The following is an 18,380-nucleotide window of genomic DNA, read 5'->3' on the forward strand; positions in this document are numbered from 1 at the left end:
TTACATTTTTAATTTTCATCATCTCAAAATATCTTTGAGATGATTTTTTTATGTTTTGTAAAAAATTTTTCCACTAAAATTTGGTAGGTTATAGGAAAAAATGTACTTTTGGCGAAAATTTGAATTATGATACAACAAGCCTCTTTTATGGATTTTTTTGAAGGTCTATTTATTATTCTATTTATATTTGCCATTGGATTTTGGATCACAATACTTTTAGCTCCTCTTGTTTTACGCTTCTTTATAAAAAGACGGATGGATGCCATGGAAAAACAACTTTTCCAAGAACAGTCCAAGCAAGAGAATAATGCACAGCAGTATTATAATTCTTCTACTAAAGGAGGAAAACAACCTAAAGAAAAGAAAATAGTAGGAGAATATATTGATTTTGAAGAAATTGAATAGATTTATGAAAGAAAAACTTCAACATATACTCCCTCATTTAGTATGTATACTCCTCTTTGTAGGAATTGCTTTGGCTTTCTTTTATCCTATTCTGCAGGGAAAAGAAATACAGCAGAGTGATATCGTGCAGTATATAGGAATGTCTAAAGAACGAAATGATTTCAGGCAGGTACGTGAAAGCTATTGGACAAATAGTGCTTTCGGAGGAATGCCTACTTACCAATTAGGGGCAGAATATCCTTATAATTACATAAAAAAACTGGATAGAGTTATACGATTTTTGCCTCGCCCAGCGGATTATTTATTTCTATATTTTATTAGTTTTTATATATTTTTATTAGCTCTAAAAGTTAATTATAGATATGCCTTTTTAGGAGCACTTGCTTTTGGTTTCTCTACTTACCTTATCATCATTCTTACCGTAGGACACAATGCCAAAGCGCATGCTATTGGGTATTTTGGTTTTGTATTGGCAGGAATTCTTCTATCTTTTCAGCGGAAATACCTATGGGGATTTCTGCTCACCACCTTAGCTCTGGCATTGGAAATCAATGCTAATCACTTTCAGATGACTTATTATTTACTCTTATTGGTTATAATCTTAGGAGGGGTTAGGCTTTACCAAGCTATTAAAAATAAGGAGCTAAAACCCTATATCAAATCAGTAGCTGTATTATGTGGTGCTGCCTTATTGGCAATACTCATGAATGCAACCTTATTATTAACTACTAAGGAATATGAAGCTTTTAGTACTCGAGGCAAATCAGACTTAACCCTTACTGCACAAGGACAGCCTAAAACTAATACTACTGGACTTTCCAAGGATTATATTACTGAATATAGCTATGGTATCTATGAGAGTCTGGATCTTATTGTTCCCAGACTGTTAGGAGGCTCCAATCATGAAAATTTAGGAGAAAAATCAGCTGTATATAATTACTTAATAGCCAATAATTATCCTCCTAATCAAGTATTGCAGTTCACTCAGCATCTACCAACTTATTGGGGAGAGCAACCCATTGTGGCTGCTCCTGCTTATATAGGAATTGTTGTCTTTTTTCTTTTCATATTAGCCTTATTTATTGTAAAGCGTAAGGCTAAATGGTGGCTCTTGGCTGGAATTGTTATCTCTTTATTACTATCTTGGGGCAAAAATTTCGGACTGTTAACAAATTTCATGATTGATTATTTCCCTTTATATAACAAGTTCCGTGCAGTATCTTCAGTGCAAACTATCTTGGAATTCTGTATGCCTGCATTGGCTATTTTAGGGCTTTATCAGTACCTAACTTATGACAAAAGAGAAGAGGCAAAGAAGTATCTGTATTATACCACAGCTATTGTAGGAGGATTGTTACTGCTCTTATGGCTGGCAAAGGGAAGTCTTTCTTTTCAAGGAACTGGAGACACTTATTATTCACAAGCTTACGGAGATGATCTCATGCGGCTTATCCGTCAAGATAGAGAATCTATGTATACAACTGATATTCTTAGAAGTTTTATCTATACGATAATCATTTTCGGAATACTGTATGCCTTTTCCATAGAAAAACTCAATGAAAAAGTAGCTTTTGTTTTTATTACTATTTTGTTAGTTAGCGATATAGCAGGTGTTACTAAGCGTTATCTATCTGAGGACTCTTATTCTTTTCCTTCTGAAACAGAAAATTACTTCATTCTTTCCAAAGAAGAGAAAAAAATATTAGAAGATAAAGAGTATTTTCGTGTATTTTCTCTTGATGAAGCATTGAATGGGGCGAGAACCTCTTATTCTTTCCATTCAGTGGGAGGATATCATGCTGCAAAACCTCGTAGAATACAAGAATTATTTGATTACCAGTTTTATAATAACAAAAATCCTCAGGTTCTTAATCTTTTAAATGTAAAATATATATTACAAACAGATAAGGAAGGAAGAACTATAGTAATAAAAAATCCTGATGCACTGGGAAATGCTTGGTTCGTACAGCGCCTCTCTGTAGTTGAGAATGCAGACAAACTTATGCAATCCTTGGACACACTCTCTCCTAAAAAGAATGCCATAACTTCAGATAAGTCCTTAAAAGACAAGTTCTACCAAGTAGATAGTTTGGCTTCTGTTAAGTTAAAGGAATACGAACCTGATAGAATGGTTTACACTTCTCATAATTCCCAAAATGGTTTAGCTGTTTTCTCAGAAATTTACTATCCTCATGGTTGGAAAGCTGTGATAGATGGTCAAAAAGAAACTCCTATTTACCAAGTGGATTATACCCTTAGAGCTATTGAGATTCCAGCAGGAGAACATACTATTGAATTTGTTTTTTCTCCCAAATTGGTTAAAATAGGCGGATGGATTATGTTCTTTGCTTCTATTCTCTTTGTTTTAATCACTATAGGTGCCATTTTTGTTTCTAAAAAGATAAAATAACATGAGAAACATAAAAATAATATTTATATTACTTTTATTTTGTTCTTGTAATACTCCTCTTTTCACCCCAGAAGAGGACTTTCTGACTCCTTTTGAACTAACAAATGGTAATGGAACAACTTCTTATGAAGAAACCATTGCTTTTTACAAGAAATTAGCTACTAATTATGGATCTATTTCTATGAAAACAATGGGAGAAACAGATAGTGGTATCCCTTTATATTTGGTTATTTTCAACAGTGATAGTACCTTTGACCTCAATCGGATAAGGAAGAATAAAATGATTGTGCTCATCGCCAATGGTGTAAATGCAGATGAAAGTGAAGGTATAGATGCCACCATGCAACTTATGAGAAATTTGGCACAAAAACAGGTGGAAATCCCTGAAAATACCGTAGTAGTTACTATTCCTATTATGAATTATCTGGGATTAATGGAAAAAGAATCTCTCTTTAAGAACCATATCAATACTTTTATAAATAATGATTTATCTAATGATTTTATAGAAAATAAGAGCCTTAATACACGCTCTTTTGTAGATATTTTTCATCAATTGAATCCTCACATTTTCATAGATACACGTTCCCTGCAGGGAAAGGATATCCCTAATGCGATTTTCTATCAGACCATTTTCCCTGAAAAATTAGGAAAAATAAAGTATTATTTGAAAGATAATTTCCTTTCTCAATTATCAGATTCTCTGAGAATAGCAAACAAAAATCCTATAGATAGCCTTTCTCAATCAAGAGAACTATTACCTTATCCTACAGAAAGACAATCCGGTATAAGTTCTTCCATAGGATATGTATCTCTCTGGAATACCATAGGATTATATATAGCTACTAAAAAAGAGAGTCCCTACAAAAATAGAGTAGAGGAAATGTACAACGCTTTGAAATGTATTGTTCTACTTACTAACTCTCATAAAGAACTTATACAGAACTTACAACAGTTAGATAATAAAGAAATATTGCAACAAAGAGAATATATACTCTCCTACGTTTCACAACCTATACAAGATTCCTTGAATATTCATCCTCTTGATAAGAGAAACTATATTCCTCAAGAAACTATATCTATACCTAAAACCTATATAATCCCTCAACTTTTCACTAAAGTTATAGATAATTTCAAACGCAATAGCATAGAAATGGATAGATTCGAGAAGGATTCCTTGATAAGTGTAAATTCTTACATCTTAAAAATCTCTAAAGATAGTCTCTCCTTGCTCAATTATAAAGATATCCAACACAAATTAACACTAAAGAAACAAAAAATAGCCGTAAGAAAAGGAGATATTATTATTAACACAGAACAAAAAGGAAGGAAATATCTTATAGAAACCTTAGAACCTCACGCTGATAATAACTTTATGAAAGAAAATATGCTTTTTCTTCTATCTTCTCCAAAGGATAGTATTTGGGTATACCCTGTGTTCAGTATAGAAGATAACATTGATTAGAAATGTTATATATTTAATAATATTTTTAGGATATAAATCTGTTTTTCACTGCAGATTTTCCCTATTTTTTCCTTTTAAAATTAAGTATTATTCTACTAAATAGACAAATTCGTATTTGATGAGACTTTTATTTTATATTATTATATCTTTATTTTTGTTCTCTTGTACCTCCACACCACAGAAACCAGTGGCTAAAAAACCTAACCCTCATTTGAAAAATGAAAATTTGCAAGGGAGTATAAAAACACAATCCTTTATCAATTACATTTTCATAGAGGATTCTCTTACAAGAGAAACAAAACAGATACTGGATTATCAGATCTCATTGACCTATGATGAACAAGGATATGAAATAGAAAATCTCTACCAAAATGATAGCTTACAAGAATATATTATTGCCTATTATGACAAAAACCACAGAAAAATTTCTGAGAACTATATACATAAATTTTTGAAAAACAATATAGTTAAGAGAACTCTCACTAACTATGTTTATGATACTTTAGGGTATGAAACTACACGAATGAAGTATGACTTCTCAGATTCATTAAATGTAATCCATAAGTTTGATACAGAATATGATAAAAACGGAAATATAGCAAATATTACAGAATATGTATATAACGAAGGATCATGGCAGCTTTCCGATAGAATAGTGTACAAATACAATTCAAAAGGATATGAAATAGAAAAGGAATCTTACTATTATTACATGGCATTATGGCTTTTGAAGAATAAGGAAGTCTCCAAATATAAACAAGATTCCTTACTAATAGAAAAGCTCTTCTATAATTATAAAAAGAGTAATATCCCTGATCGTATTCTTTATTCATATAATGATTTACAAAAGGATATTACTTACATCAATACTAAAGATAGTATTACCTCAATGGAATCTTATTTGTATAACAAACAAGGAGACATTACTAACTATACCGAGTATACTCCTCAAGGATTGGAAAAACAGCGTATATTCTACTTATATACTCCTTATGGTGAAGATTTAGAGGACATTGTCTACAAAGATAATTCAGAGCAAGAAAGAACTATTTATCGATATGATGCAAAAGGAAATTTAACTAAGAAAATTACCTACCAAGGAAATAAAGTAAAATATCTTACAGAAGTAAAATATACTTATTACCAAGCTACGCCTAATTCAAAATAGCAAATTTTAAAACATAATACAATATAAATGACAGAAAAAATCCTATATTTGCATGGATTGGATAGTTGCCTACATGAAGATAGGAGGGAGGTGTTACAGAAATATGGTCAAGTTATTGCTCCCGTTTTTGACTATAAAAATGAACCTCAACTATTTTCACAATTATGTAATGATTACAAGGATGTTATGGCTATTATAGGATCAAGTGCAGGCGGACTTATTGGATACTATTTAGCTCAAAAATTACATAAACCCTGCGCACTCTTTAACCCCGCTCTATCATTTCGCTCGCAATTACCCTTTAGTCCCTTTTGGGATAAAGCCTACAAACAATATATGCTACTGATTATAGGAATACAAGATGATGTCATTCCCTATGAGAAAAGTCTTTCTATTGCTGCAGAGGAAAAAACACCCGAACAAACAATAGATATACACTTAATTCAGAATATGGGACATCTATATCCTATTGAATTTTTTTCAAGAGAATTAAATTTTTTCTTCCATAGAATAAAAACTAATATTTGATTAAAACTTGTAGAGTTTCATGAGATTTCTCTGAAAATCGTCGAAGGTACATGTGGAACAAGGTGGAAGGATCTGTATGATGGAAAGACAGATAAGAGCCCCTTTCTTCTTATGTTCTATTTTACATAATATAAATTATAGGGAAATTTTATATCTACAGAGAAATAGGCTAACTCATAAGAATTAACCTATTCTTCCTCATTCAGTTCTTTTATAAAAAGACTGTCTATTTTTTAAAGACTTCTTTTACTTTTTCACCAATCTTAGCTGGTGAATCTACCACATGAATACCACATTCACGCATGATACGTTTTTTAGCTTCAGCAGTATCTTCACTACCACCTACAATAGCCCCTGCATGCCCCATAGTACGTCCTTTGGGAGCTGTTTCCCCTGCAATAAAGCCAACTACGGGTTTCCTATTACCAGTTTCCTTAATCCAACGAGCGGCTTCTACCTCTAACTGTCCACCAATTTCACCTATCATCACTATAATCTCAGTCTCTGGATCATTCATGAAGAGTTCTATAGCTTCTTTTGTAGTCGTTCCTATAATAGGATCTCCTCCAATTCCTATAGCGGTAGAGATTCCTAATCCTTGTCTGACTACCTGATCTGCGGCTTCATAAGTCAAAGTTCCTGATTTGGAAACAATTCCTACTTCCCCTTTCTTAAATACAAATCCAGGCATAATACCTACTTTTGCTTCTTCAGGAGTAATGACTCCAGGACAGTTAGGTCCTATAAGGCGACAATCTTTATCCTTAATATAAGCGGCTACTTTAACCATATCAGCTACAGGAATTCCTTCAGTAATGGTAATAATCACCTTAATTCCTGCTTCAGCGGCTTCCATAATAGCGTCAGCAGCAAATGCAGGTGGGACAAATATGATAGAGGTGTCTGCTCCTACTTTTGTTACCGCATCCTTTACTGAATTGAAAACAGGCTTTCCTAAGTGTGTTTGTCCTCCTTTGTTCGGAGTTACTCCCCCCACTACATTGGTTCCATATTGAATCATTTGTTCCGCATGGAAAGTTCCTTCACTCCCTGTAAAGCCTTGCACAAGGATTTTTGAATTTTTATTTACTAATACACTCATTGGTTTGAATTTTTTAGAGGACAAAATTACTGATTTATTTTTAATTTTCAAAAGAAAAAGTAAAAATTCTATTCTATGAGAATTAAGATTTTTTTGCTTCTTTCTTAAGAAATATGTATCTTTGCCGTGTATTATAAAATACTTCAAAATTATTGAAATCATCGTCATATAAATAACATTCTATTAATTATTTATCTTTAAAATACTAATTATTAACAAACGTGTTTCCAGAAATTCCCTTAGCTCAACAGATACTCCTTGCTTGTGAAGAGAAAAACATTCACCATATTGTGCTCTCACCAGGTTCACGTAATGCTCCACTAACTATTGGCTTTGCGAGTGACTCCTTTTTCACCACTTATAGTATTGTAGATGAAAGAAGTGCGGGCTTCTTTGCTCTCGGTTTGGCTCAGCAACTGAAAGAACCTGTAATAGTTGTGTGTACCTCTGGTTCCGCCTTATTAAACTATTACCCAGCAGTGAGTGAAGCCTACTATAGTAATATACCTTTAGTGGTTATTAGTGCCGACCGACCTGCTTCAAAAATAGATATAGGTGATGGGCAAACCATACATCAGCAACACGTACTTGCCTTGCACACTGCCTATAATGCAAATCTCTCAGAGGGAAAAGATGATCTTTCTTATAATGAATACTTACTTAATGAAGCTCTTAATACTGCCTTTATTAAGTCCTTACCTATACATATCAATGCTCCTTTTGAGGAACCTTTATACAAAACAATTCCTTCCCCTTCGGTAACTTTTCATAACGAAGCCATAAGAGAACAGAAAATCCCTTTGAGTTCAGAGTATATTGCTCAATTTATAAAAGATTGGATTTTTCCGAAAAAAATGGTACTCATAGGAGTACTCTCTCCCAATGCTATAGCACAATCATGGATAGATTTTCTTAAAAATGATCCCTCTTTATTAGTACTTACTGAGCATACTGCTAATCTTGTAGAATCATCCTTTATAGGTATGATAGATACTTTTCTTACAACTATAGAGAAAAGAAATCTCCAAGAACTCCTGCAGCCTGATATTCTTATTTCTATTGGAGGAATGGTAGTTTCTAAAAAAATAAAAGAATTCCTGCGAAAATACCCTCCTAAAGCTCATTATTACATAGATGAGCATATCGGATATGATACTTTTTTTGTTCTCACTCATCATTTCAGGACAAATATCAATACTTTTCTTGAGATAGTAGCTCATGATCTCCCCTCTATCACTTCTTCATATAAGAAAATTTGGCTTTCTTTCTATAAGGAAACTCTTGAAAAGAGAACTCAATACTTAGAGAATATTCCTTTTTCGGATATGGATGCTTACCGAACTATATTTGAACGTATTCCTACCCCTTATCATATTCAGATTAGTAACAGTGCTCCTATTCGTTATGCACAACTTTTCAATGCTGAAGCTGGTTGGCAGGTGTACTGTAACCGAGGTACGAGCGGGATAGATGGAAGTACTTCTACAGCTATAGGAGCTAGTGTGGTGAACAACTTACCCACCCTACTTATTACAGGAGATTTAAGTTTCTTCTATAATAGTAATGCTTTATGGTGTAACTATATCCCTAAGAATTTTAAAATCATTATAATAAATAATGCTGGTGGAGGTATTTTTAGGATTTTACCCACTGATAAAAATACCCCTTTCTTTGAGACTTTTCAGGAAACTACTCACTCACTTACTGCAAAGCATCTCTGCACCATGTACGGATTCACTTATTTTCGTGCAAAGAACAAAGAGGAAGTAGTCTCTGCTTTAGAGAAACTCTTTTCTGAAGAAACTAAAACCCCTACCCTATTGGAAATATTAACCCCAAGAGAGCTTAATGACTCTATATTAAAAGATTATTTTAACGCCTTATCATGATACATTATTTAAAAGCCGATGCTACACTCGCACAAACAGAGGGAAAGATCATCATCACTCATATATGCAATGACATAGGAGCTTGGGGAAAAGGATTTGTCTTAGCCCTTTCCAGACGGTGGAAAACTCCTGAAAAACAGTACAAAGATTGGTATAAGCAGAGAGAAGGATTTCATCTTGGGGCTGTTCAATTTGTACAAGTTACTGAAAATATATGGGTTGCCAATATCATTGGGCAGCATAAAATATATGAAGAAAAGGGATTACCTCCTATCCGTTACAATGCTGTTAAGGAGGCTCTACAAAAAGTTGCCGCCTTTGCTATAGAAAAGCAAGCCAGTATACAGATGCCTCGTATGGGGTGTGGTTTAGCGGGTGGATCTTGGGAAAATATTGAGCCCATTATTGAACAAACACTCCTACAGAATGACATAGAAGTGTTTGTATGCGATATTTGAAAAATTTTTAAGTTTTGAATCTTGTTAAGGTTCAAGATAAATCATTATTTTTTACTTCCAAAAGCAAATTCTTGAGAGCAGAGAGATCATCAAGCGTAACAAGTTGTTGCTTGTATTCCTTAAAGTGGGGGATGCCTTTGAAATAATTGGCATAATGCCTACGTGTCTCCAAGATACCTAAGCGTTCTCCTTTCCATTCTACTGCCCAAAGCAAATGTTGAAGAGCTACATCAGCACGCTGTGAAAGTGTTGGAGGGGCTACTTTTTCCCCTGTAGCAAGGTATTGCTTTATCTCATGGAATATCCAAGGATAACCAATAGCAGCCCTACCTATCATAATGCCATCTACTCCATATTTATCTTTATATACTAAGGCTTTTTCTGGAGAATCAATATCACCATTTCCAAAGATAGGAATATGTATACGAGGATTATTCTTTACCTTAGCAATATATGACCAGTCAGAATGTCCTTTGTACATCTGTACACGGGTACGAGCATGGATAGAGAGCGCTTGTATACCTACGTCCTGCAACCGTTCAGCTACTTCTTCTATATTGATGGAATCAGTATCCCAACCCAGTCGTGTTTTGACCGTTACAGGTAGGTTTGTACTTCTCACTACCGCTTTAGCAAGGCGTACCATAAGGTCAATATCCTTCAACACAGCAGCTCCCGCTCCCTTGGCAACCACTTTCTTTACGGGACAACCAAAATTAATATCTACCACATCAGGAGAAACAGTCTCCACAATCCGAGCGGAAAGGGACATAGCCTCCTCATCCCCCCCGAATATCTGTATCCCTACAGGACGTTCATCCTCAAAAATATCTAATTTTTTTCGGCTCTTTATAGCATCACGAATAAGCCCTTCAGAGGAAATGAACTCACTATAGAGCATATCGGCGCCATGGAGCTTACATAATCGGCGAAAAGGAGGATCGCTAACATCCTCCATCGGAGCCAGAAGTAAAGGAAAATCTCCTAAAGGAACTGAGCCTATTTTTACCATTCTTCTTTATAATTCTATATCAAACATTTGAGCCAAATATTGTGCTACTCCATCTTCCTCATGATGTTCTGTAACAGCTTTGGCAACAGCCTTAACTTGGTCACGAGCATTGCCTACAGCGACTCCTAAACCTACTGCTTCGAGCATTTCCTTATCATTATAGTTATCACCAAAAGCAATAGCATCGGAAAGTGAAATATTTTTTTGATGGGATAAAAAAGCCTTAATTCCGGTAAGTTTGGAAACATTTTTTAAGGTAACCTCTATACAAGTGCTTTTTGCTTTATAGAGTTGAAGTTGTTCGCCCATCTGGCTCTGCAAAGCCTGCCACATTACCTCTACCAAGGGGGCTTCTCCCATAAGCATAAGCTTATGAGCTCCTTTATTTTGAGGTCTCCAAAGAGAAAGTACCCTTTCATTGGTCTCTACCAAAGGAGTCGTACAAGTGTTACGCTCTTCGTATACTGCCCAAATATCTCTTTGAGGGACGTACCATTTGTCAAAATTATAGAAGCTAATATGTAACTTACCTAAGGTACACTCTCTATTTAGAGCTACAATTTGCTCACAGAGGGGCAGAGAAATCTCCACAGAGTGAAGCACTTCCCTTTCCCTACCTAGTACTAAAGCACCATTGTATGCGATTAGTGGCATTCCGAGAAGCCCTGCTTTCTCCTGCAGATAGTACATTTGTATAGGCATGCGCGAGGATACAAATATAATGAGCAGACGTTCCTTAAGCTGGGAAATTACTTTAATCGTCCTTGCCGAGAGAGAACGTTGTGCATCAAGGAGTGTACCATCTATATCGGAGAACAAAATTTTATAAGGCATCAAATGATATTAAGTATTTAATATTTTTCTAACAAATCAACTTCAGCAGCACTTAATAGAAAGTTATGCATCTTATAATTTTCTATAAAAGGAGGTAAGTTTTGGCTACCAGGTCCATACATAGCCAGTTCTGTATAATCAGAAGAGTGATCCATACTAATCCATCCTACTGAGGTATATTTCTTTTGCATTTCTGCCAAAAGACGATAAGGAAGTTTTTTATAATTATATAAACCATCCTCCTGCTTACCCTCGGTGTAGTAAGAAAGGATTTCTTTGGCTTGATCTTGAGTGAAAGGGATATTCCCAAGATTATAGGAAAGAAGTTCTCTTACTTGAGAAAGAGAATCTGTAGGATTGATGCTTTGCAAAGTAAAGTCATTAGAATGACGGAAATGTGCTAAGTTATCAAAGTTCTTATTACATTCTTTTCCATAGATGAGTCCAGGATTAGCATTTCCATGATCAGAAGTAATTACCACTAAAGTATTACCGTCCTTTTTAGCAAAGTCAATAGCCACACGAATAGCATCATCAAAAGCTAATTGGTCAAAGAGCAAAGCGCCAATATCATTGCCATGTGCAGCCCAATCCACTTTTCCTCCTTCCACTTGTAAAACAAAACCTTTCTTATGATCTGACATCATTTCAATAGCCTTTTGAGTCATCTGTGCTAAGGATGGAATGGTAGCATTTTTGGTAGTACTATTCTCATCAACAGTATAAGGTAAACCATCATTATCAAAAACCCCTAACAGAGGTATATCTTTAGGAGCTGTATTCATTTGAGAAGTATTTTTGACTACAGTATAGCCCTTTGCTACAAACTCAGCATACATGTCACGCTTATCAGAACGTTTCTCTCTGTTGAAGTACTTATCTCCACCTCCTAACATAACATCAAAACGCAAGTCAAGATAATTTTCTGCTATTTTGGGTTGTGCTTTTCGTTGTTTGCTATTGGTACAGAAACCTGCAGGAGTTGCATGAGTAATAGGCACCGTGGTTACGCAGCCTACTTTCTTACCTGCTTTTTTGAATTTTTGTAAAATAGGTGTATATTCTTCACCATTAACCCCTATATTAATCATACCATTGATAATACGGTGTCCGCTTCCCCAAGAAGAACTAGCCGCAGAGGAATCAGTAACAACAGAGCTTGCTGACTGCATATCCATAGAGGCTTTTACGGCGAGTTTCTGTTCATAGAGAGAGAACCAAGCACTGCTATGCCCTAATATCCGCTTGGAATAAAGGTCTGCCATAACTAAAGTACCTACACTCATTCCATCACTAACCATATAGATGATATTCTTTGCTTTTTTACGAGCAAAGGCTTCTGATGCTTGTCCTTGAGCTACAGAAGGAAGGAAAAGGGAACCAAATCCCGCAAATACGGAACTTTTTAAGAATTTTCTTCTTTGCATTATTTCTAATTTTTATAAGTATAAATTATATGTAAATTACTTTTTATTCATTTTTTATTGTTAATTTTACGACAAAACTAGCTCCCTTTCCCTCTTCAGAGGAAAGGGTTATTTCTCCTCCATGAGCACTTACTATATGCCTTACCATTGCTAAACCTAAGCCTGATCCTGCAGTATTTTTAGTGGTAAATTTAGGTTCAAATATACGCTCCTGCAATTCTAAGGGAACTCCAGAGCCATTATCCTTTACAATGATATAAACGGCTTTTCCCTCTACAAAAGAAGAAACCTCTATAAGAGGGTCAGCAGTACTTTCTGTAGCATAAAGAGCATTCTTTAAAAGATTGGTTAACATGCGATTCATCTGATTCTTGTCAATGGAGAGAAGAATTTCCTCTTGACTACTGGTAAAATGAATATAAGGCAAGTCAAATACGGCAATAGTACGGCGTATAACAGCATTAAGGTCAGCTACCTCTTTCTTCTGGGAAGGCATAGAAACAAAGGCTGAAAAGGCATCTGAAATATCAGAAAGAGTGTCAATGTGCTGAAGGAGCATTTGAGTAAAATCTGCTACTTTCTTCTTCGCACAAGGGTCATTAGGGTCAAATCTACGCTCAAAGTTTTGTACACTCAGGCGCATAGGAGTAAGTGGATTTTTTATCTCATGTGCAATCTGCTTAGCCATATCCTTCCAGGTTTTCTCACGCTCTATCTTAGCAAGAGCTTTCTTACTTTTCTCTATCTCATCTACCATTTCATTGTAGGAAAAGATAAGTTCTCCTATCTCAGTAGTAGTATTCTTAACAATGATTTTTTCATTTTTTCCCAGAAAATGAGTCGTTCGTAATCTTTTTTGTATTTCTTTTAAAGAATGAGTAATATAACGAGAAATAACAAAGGCAACTCCTATTGTTACCAGTAATATCACCGTATATACCCCTCCTAAATTATAAAGGGAATTAAGCAAGAAACCTTCATTAAAAGTATCATTTTCAAAGTGAGGAATGTGTAAGATTAGTAAAGGCTTATATTGTAGGTCATTGATATAGGAATAGGAATACTGATAATTGTCCCCCTCAAGAGCTGTTTGAAATACTAACCGCTTATCCATTGAATTGGAAAGAGTGGTAAGAATTGTATCTGAGATGCAATGTAGCTCTTTATTGTCCCTGAGTCCTGCCTGAGAACTTATTAAAAAGGTTCCATTAATGCTATAAAGATTGAAGTTAATATTTTCAATATCAGCAATTCGGTATATTTCTTCCCGAAAGATAAGGGGAATATACCTATCCTCCACAGGAAAAGTAGTTTGTGAGAGCACATAACGTATCTGCATAGCAAGCTGTTCTTCTTTGCGAAGAAGACGTTCATTATGATAAGTACGCGACTGCTTACGATATTGGTAGATGGTTACTATCGCAATAGTGATAAAGGAAAGTATCGTAATACCAATAAGACTCACAAAAATACGAAACCGTAAAGAACGGAAGGACTTCATTCAAGTGATTAATTAAAGTAAAAAATAAATAATCCTAACTTAACATGTGGCAAAGATACGAAAAAAAATGTGCAGATGTATCATCTTTCAATTTTTAACAATTAACATATATGTTAATTAATTACTAATCATTATTTAATTACTCTTTATTTTGTATTTTTGCACCTGATTTCTTGAAGAAGCCTTAATGATTACCATAAAGAAGATAAATAGCAAAAAAGGGATGCTTGATTTTGTGAAGTTCCCTTTCTCCTTATATAAAAATAGTAAGACATGGGTGCCTCCTTTGATTTCAGAGGAATTGACTACCTTTGACCCAGAAAAGAATCCTGCCTTTGAGAACTGTGAAGCTACTTTCTATTTAGCCTATAATGATGAGCATATTGTTGTAGGACGTATAGCCGTGATTATTAATCACTATGAAATTAATCGGGGAGTGCGTAAGGTACGCTTTGGTTGGTTGGATATGATTGATAATATTGAGGTTACTGATGCACTTCTAAAAAAAGCCTTAGATAAAGCATACGAATTAGGACTGGACTATGTGGAGGGACCTATGGGCTTCTCCAATATGGATAAGGTAGGAATACAGACCTTTGGCTTTGAGCATATTGGAAGTATGATTACTTGGACAAACTATCCTTATTATGCCAAACACTTAGAAAAACTTGGTTGGAAAAAAGAAAAGAGCTATGTAGAATCTTTCTTTTATCTCAAGGATGTGGATTTTGAACCTTATAAGAAGGCAGGAGATGTGGTTGAACGCCGTTATGGACTCTCTTACGCTCCTATTAAGACCAATAAGGATATCATTCCTTATGTAGATGAGATGTTTGACCTATTCAATACCTCTTATGCTAATCTCTCTACCTTTATTCCTGTCTCTGAAAAGCAAAAAGAATATTTTAAGGAAAAATATATCCCTTTTGTTCTACCTGAATTTATCAAGTTTATTCTCAATAAGGAGGGTAAAATCATTTGCTTTGCTATTATGATTCCCTCTTTTTCTAAAGCATTACAAAAAGCGCGAGGAAAGTTTTTCCCTTTTGGTTTCTATCACCTATGGAAAGCCCGCCGGAATCCTAAAATATTAGAGTTTTATCTTATCGGTATCAGTCCTGAGTATCAATCCAAAGGAGTCCCTGCTATGCTCTTTCGTGATTGCTATTTACTCTTCAAAGAAAAAGGAGTAGAACAATTTATCATCACCCCTGAACTAGAGGATAATATCGTAGTTCAGAGACTTTGGAAAAACTTTAATCCCACTACTTTTAGCCGTAGATCTACCTACAAAAAAGCCATAGTAAAAGGTAAAAAATAGAAAATTTGCAATAATGAGGGATAATTATCACTATCACTACTTGCGATATGAGTACAAAACAATGGATAAAGGAAGGTTTTTATAACTTTCTATACCTTTAAAAGATATTATTATGAGCCGCTATATATTCCTTTTGGGAGTTTTTTTGCTTATGAGTTGTCAGAAAAAACAGATACAACTTCCACAAGTACAAGAAGCTAAAATCACTCAAATAGAGGATTATTCTGAGGTATATATCTTTTATGAAGAGAGAACCGGATCAGCAAAGTTCAACCCTAATGGACTGATAAGTTCCACACATTGGGTATTCCATATTGATAAAAGAAATACACTTGGAAAGGTAGCCAAGTATCTTATCTTTTTACAGGAGAAAAAAAGAAACCCGAGAAACCCACATCACAATCCAAATTCACATAACTATTGGTCAGTGGCGGATATACCTCATCAGCGCTTAGGGTTTATTGATTTTACAGAAAATACTTTCTTACCTTATGCTCCACAAACAGCTTTCAAGGAATCTGAGCCTCTTATCTTTGCTTACCCTGATGGTTTTCGGCTTAAGAAAGACAGTGTAGAAAAAAGATCTTGGGAAGAGTCTAATGTATTGAAAAATACTTCTTACACTTGGATATTCAGTGGAGATATGTCCTTTCAACAGTTCATAGATATTTACGATAACAGGCTCTATCAATCCATTGGTAATTCCATCTCTCCTATTTATATTACAGATATTGCTAAATAGAATTTATTTTCAGCCTCATATTATTAATACTTAATTGACTATTAAAAATGTTGCAATCCTTTGATTTCTTGAATTTTACTTTTGTTGACCTCTTGGATATCGTTTTAGTGGGCTTGATGTTATATTACATTTATCGCTTGCTCAGGGGGACAGTTGCCATTAGTATCTTCTTAGGTATTGTTATTATCTTTATCATTTGGAAACTCACCCAAATCATTGGAATGGATTTGCTCAGTGGTATTTTGGGACAGTTCATTGGTATGGGATTCTTTGCTTTGATTGTCGTTTTCCAACAGGAAATACGTAAGTTTCTATTGGTATTAGGGTCTACTAATGTCATCAATAGTAAGAATTTCTTGAAAAAGTTTTCTTTTCTAAAAAAGACTACCGAAAATACTGCCATTGCACACATGTGTGAAACTTTAGTTTCTGCCTGTAGAAAAATGGGAGAAGATCGTACAGGAGCACTAATTATCTTAGAGCGCAATCAATCCTTAGAGTTTGTCCGTGCCACAGGCGATAAGATGAATATTGAACTAAACCAACCTATCCTAGAGAGTATTTTCTACAAAAATAGTCCACTCCATGATGGAGCAATTATCGTACAAGATGGCTTTATCGTAGCCACTCGCGTGATCCTGCCTGTAGTAAGTCAAAGTGTAATCCCAAAGGAATACGGTCTTAGACACCGTGCTGCTGTTTCCATCACCGAGAAAACAGATGCACTAGCTTTAGTGGTTTCAGAGGAAACAGGGAAAATATCCTATATCAACAATGGTGAATTTGTCCCTTATGGCACCGATAGTGAACTGGTAACCCTCCTAACTGAAGAACTTTCCAAATGATACGTGAGGATTTTTTACAATATCTCTGGGCTGAGCACCTGCTCCCAGATTCTCCTCTTCAACTTTCCAATGGAGAGAATTTGAATATTCTTTCCTATGGAGAGACTAACCCCTACGGTGGACCTGACTTTTTCAATGCACGCCTACGTATGGGTACGCTCCAGTGGGCAGGCAATGTGGAACTACATACAGCTTCTTCCCAATGGTATGCACATCATCATGAGCAAGATCCATCTTATGGGAATGTAATTCTTCATGTGGTATGGGAACATGATGTAGAAGTATTTGATTTTCAGCAGAACATCATCCCCACTTTAGAGCTCAAGCCCATCATTTCTGATGATTTAGTAGAAAAATATACTCATTTGCAACAAGCACAAGCTTCCTTTATCCCTTGTGAGGAAAAGATTCCTTCTCTCCATAACAATATTATTACCAATTGGTTAAACAAGCTCTATACAGAACGACTCCAAGAGAAGGCACAGCCTATACTTACCCTTTTACAAGAGACCCAACAGGACTGGGAAGCTGTTTTTTTTCTAAAATTACTTAAAAGTTTTGGAGGCAATATCAACGGAGAAGCCTTTTGGGAAGCAGGTAAGCAACTCCCCTTCTCAGTGATCCGCAAGCAAATGCATGAACTTCCTCAGCTTGAAGCTCTTCTAATGGGACAGTTACGCTTATTGGAGGCTACCAATATCAACTGTCCGTACTACCAATCCCTCCAGCAAGAATATCAATACTTAGTCCATAAGCATACACTCCCTCCTGTCTTCTTCAAAGTACAATTTGCCAAACTGCGTCCGCCTAACTTCCCTACTATTCGCTTGGCACAGATAGCGGCGCTGTATCATCAAGAGCTGTCATTATTTGATAAGTGTATGTCCTTGGACTCTTACCACAAAGCTCTTGACTTGTTTGGAAAAATTACTCCTTCCTCCTATTGGAAAAACCATTTTTCCTTTGGGAAAGAGAGCAAAGAAAGCAGCAAGCGTATTACCCCTGCACAGATAGCTAATCTGTGGATTAATACCATCGTTCCCATGCAGTACGCCTTTGCCCGCTCCCGAGGTAAAGACATCTTAGCCGACTGCAAAGCAAAGATGCGCACCACCCCCGCTGAACACAATAGCATATTAGAACGCTGGGAAAAGCTCCTTTTACCCAATACCAATGCCTTGGAAAGCCAAGCCATCCTCCAGCTATATAAGAAATATTGTAACAAACATGCTTGTATGACTTGCCAAGTAGGCAAAGCACTTCTAAAAAAGTAACC

The 18,380-nt window shown here is 35.4% G+C and carries 16 protein-coding genes; 11 read left to right on the top strand and 5 right to left on the bottom strand.

What is annotated here, in order from left to right; genetic code table 11:
* Positions 1 to 126: 126 nt before the first annotated feature.
* The 5 genes from VJJ03_RS05135 (at position 127) to VJJ03_RS05155 (ending at position 5,973) form a co-directional block, all read left to right on the top strand.
* A complete protein-coding gene (locus tag VJJ03_RS05135; RefSeq protein ID WP_009745784.1) occupies positions 127 to 405 on the top strand; it encodes a DUF4834 family protein in 279 nt (92 codons plus the stop codon).
* 4 nt (positions 406 to 409) lie between these two features.
* Complete coding sequence (locus VJJ03_RS05140) at positions 410 to 2,815, top strand: hypothetical protein (protein ID WP_323974230.1); 2,406 nt, start codon at positions 410 to 412, stop codon at positions 2,813 to 2,815.
* A gap of 1 nt (position 2,816) precedes the next feature.
* Positions 2,817 to 4,277 carry a peptidase M14 gene (locus VJJ03_RS05145; RefSeq protein WP_323974232.1) on the top strand — a complete coding sequence of 487 codons (1,461 nt, stop codon included), beginning with the start codon at positions 2,817 to 2,819 and terminating at the stop codon, positions 4,275 to 4,277.
* 118 nt (positions 4,278 to 4,395) lie between these two features.
* Positions 4,396 to 5,445, top strand: coding sequence for a sugar-binding protein (locus VJJ03_RS05150; RefSeq protein ID WP_323974234.1), 1,050 nt, complete (start codon positions 4,396 to 4,398; stop codon positions 5,443 to 5,445).
* 27 nt (positions 5,446 to 5,472) lie between these two features.
* Positions 5,473 to 5,973 carry a YqiA/YcfP family alpha/beta fold hydrolase gene (locus tag VJJ03_RS05155; RefSeq protein WP_009745780.1) on the top strand — a complete coding sequence of 167 codons (501 nt, stop codon included), beginning with the start codon at positions 5,473 to 5,475 and terminating at the stop codon, positions 5,971 to 5,973.
* Positions 5,974 to 6,199: 226 nt separating this feature from the next.
* On the opposite strand, the gene sucD is transcribed toward VJJ03_RS05155, so the two are convergent.
* Entirely contained in the window at positions 6,200 to 7,075 is an 876-nt protein-coding gene (gene sucD / locus VJJ03_RS05160) for a succinate--CoA ligase subunit alpha (RefSeq protein ID WP_323974236.1), read from the bottom strand.
* 221 nt (positions 7,076 to 7,296) lie between these two features.
* On the opposite strand from sucD, the gene menD reads away from it, so the two are divergent.
* Both menD and VJJ03_RS05170 read left to right on the top strand, forming a co-directional pair.
* A complete protein-coding gene (gene menD / locus VJJ03_RS05165; protein ID WP_323974238.1) occupies positions 7,297 to 8,964 on the top strand; it encodes a 2-succinyl-5-enolpyruvyl-6-hydroxy-3-cyclohexene-1-carboxylic-acid synthase in 1,668 nt (555 codons plus the stop codon).
* Positions 8,961 to 9,422, top strand: coding sequence for a macro domain-containing protein (locus VJJ03_RS05170; RefSeq protein WP_009745777.1), 462 nt, complete (start codon positions 8,961 to 8,963; stop codon positions 9,420 to 9,422). Before menD ends, VJJ03_RS05170 begins: the two co-directional genes overlap by 4 nt.
* A gap of 31 nt (positions 9,423 to 9,453) precedes the next feature.
* Here the strand turns inward: VJJ03_RS05170 and dusB are convergent, their stop codons facing one another.
* From dusB to VJJ03_RS05190, 4 genes are read right to left on the bottom strand one after another with little or no spacing between them, the layout of a single operon-like run.
* Entirely contained in the window at positions 9,454 to 10,434 is a 981-nt protein-coding gene (gene dusB, locus VJJ03_RS05175; protein ID WP_323974241.1) for a tRNA dihydrouridine synthase DusB, read from the bottom strand.
* 6 nt (positions 10,435 to 10,440) lie between these two features.
* A complete protein-coding gene (locus VJJ03_RS05180) occupies positions 10,441 to 11,268 on the bottom strand; it encodes an HAD family hydrolase (RefSeq protein WP_323974243.1) in 828 nt (275 codons plus the stop codon).
* Positions 11,269 to 11,285: 17 nt separating this feature from the next.
* Positions 11,286 to 12,695, bottom strand: coding sequence for an alkaline phosphatase (locus VJJ03_RS05185; RefSeq protein ID WP_009745774.1), 1,410 nt, complete (start codon positions 12,693 to 12,695; stop codon positions 11,286 to 11,288).
* Positions 12,696 to 12,738: 43 nt separating this feature from the next.
* Entirely contained in the window at positions 12,739 to 14,196 is a 1,458-nt protein-coding gene (locus tag VJJ03_RS05190; protein ID WP_323974245.1) for an ATP-binding protein, read from the bottom strand.
* Positions 14,197 to 14,383: 187 nt separating this feature from the next.
* Here VJJ03_RS05190 and VJJ03_RS05195 point away from each other — a divergent pair, with 187 nt between their 5' ends.
* The 4 genes from VJJ03_RS05195 (at position 14,384) to VJJ03_RS05210 (ending at position 18,378) form a co-directional block, all read left to right on the top strand.
* Positions 14,384 to 15,517, top strand: a complete 1,134-nt coding sequence (locus tag VJJ03_RS05195) for a GTP cyclohydrolase (RefSeq protein WP_323974247.1) — start codon at positions 14,384 to 14,386, stop codon at positions 15,515 to 15,517.
* 112 nt (positions 15,518 to 15,629) lie between these two features.
* Complete coding sequence (locus VJJ03_RS05200) at positions 15,630 to 16,259, top strand: hypothetical protein (RefSeq protein ID WP_323974249.1); 630 nt, start codon at positions 15,630 to 15,632, stop codon at positions 16,257 to 16,259.
* 47 nt (positions 16,260 to 16,306) lie between these two features.
* A complete protein-coding gene (gene cdaA, locus VJJ03_RS05205; RefSeq protein ID WP_323974251.1) occupies positions 16,307 to 17,104 on the top strand; it encodes a diadenylate cyclase CdaA in 798 nt (265 codons plus the stop codon).
* A complete protein-coding gene (locus tag VJJ03_RS05210; RefSeq protein ID WP_323974253.1) occupies positions 17,101 to 18,378 on the top strand; it encodes a DUF2851 family protein in 1,278 nt (425 codons plus the stop codon). The genes cdaA and VJJ03_RS05210 overlap by 4 nt, the downstream gene beginning before the upstream one ends.
* The last annotated feature ends 2 nt before the right edge of the window (positions 18,379 to 18,380 follow it).

Origin of the sequence: Capnocytophaga sp. G2, from assembly GCF_035282625.1 — a bacterium.
Classification (GTDB): domain Bacteria; phylum Bacteroidota; class Bacteroidia; order Flavobacteriales; family Flavobacteriaceae; genus Capnocytophaga.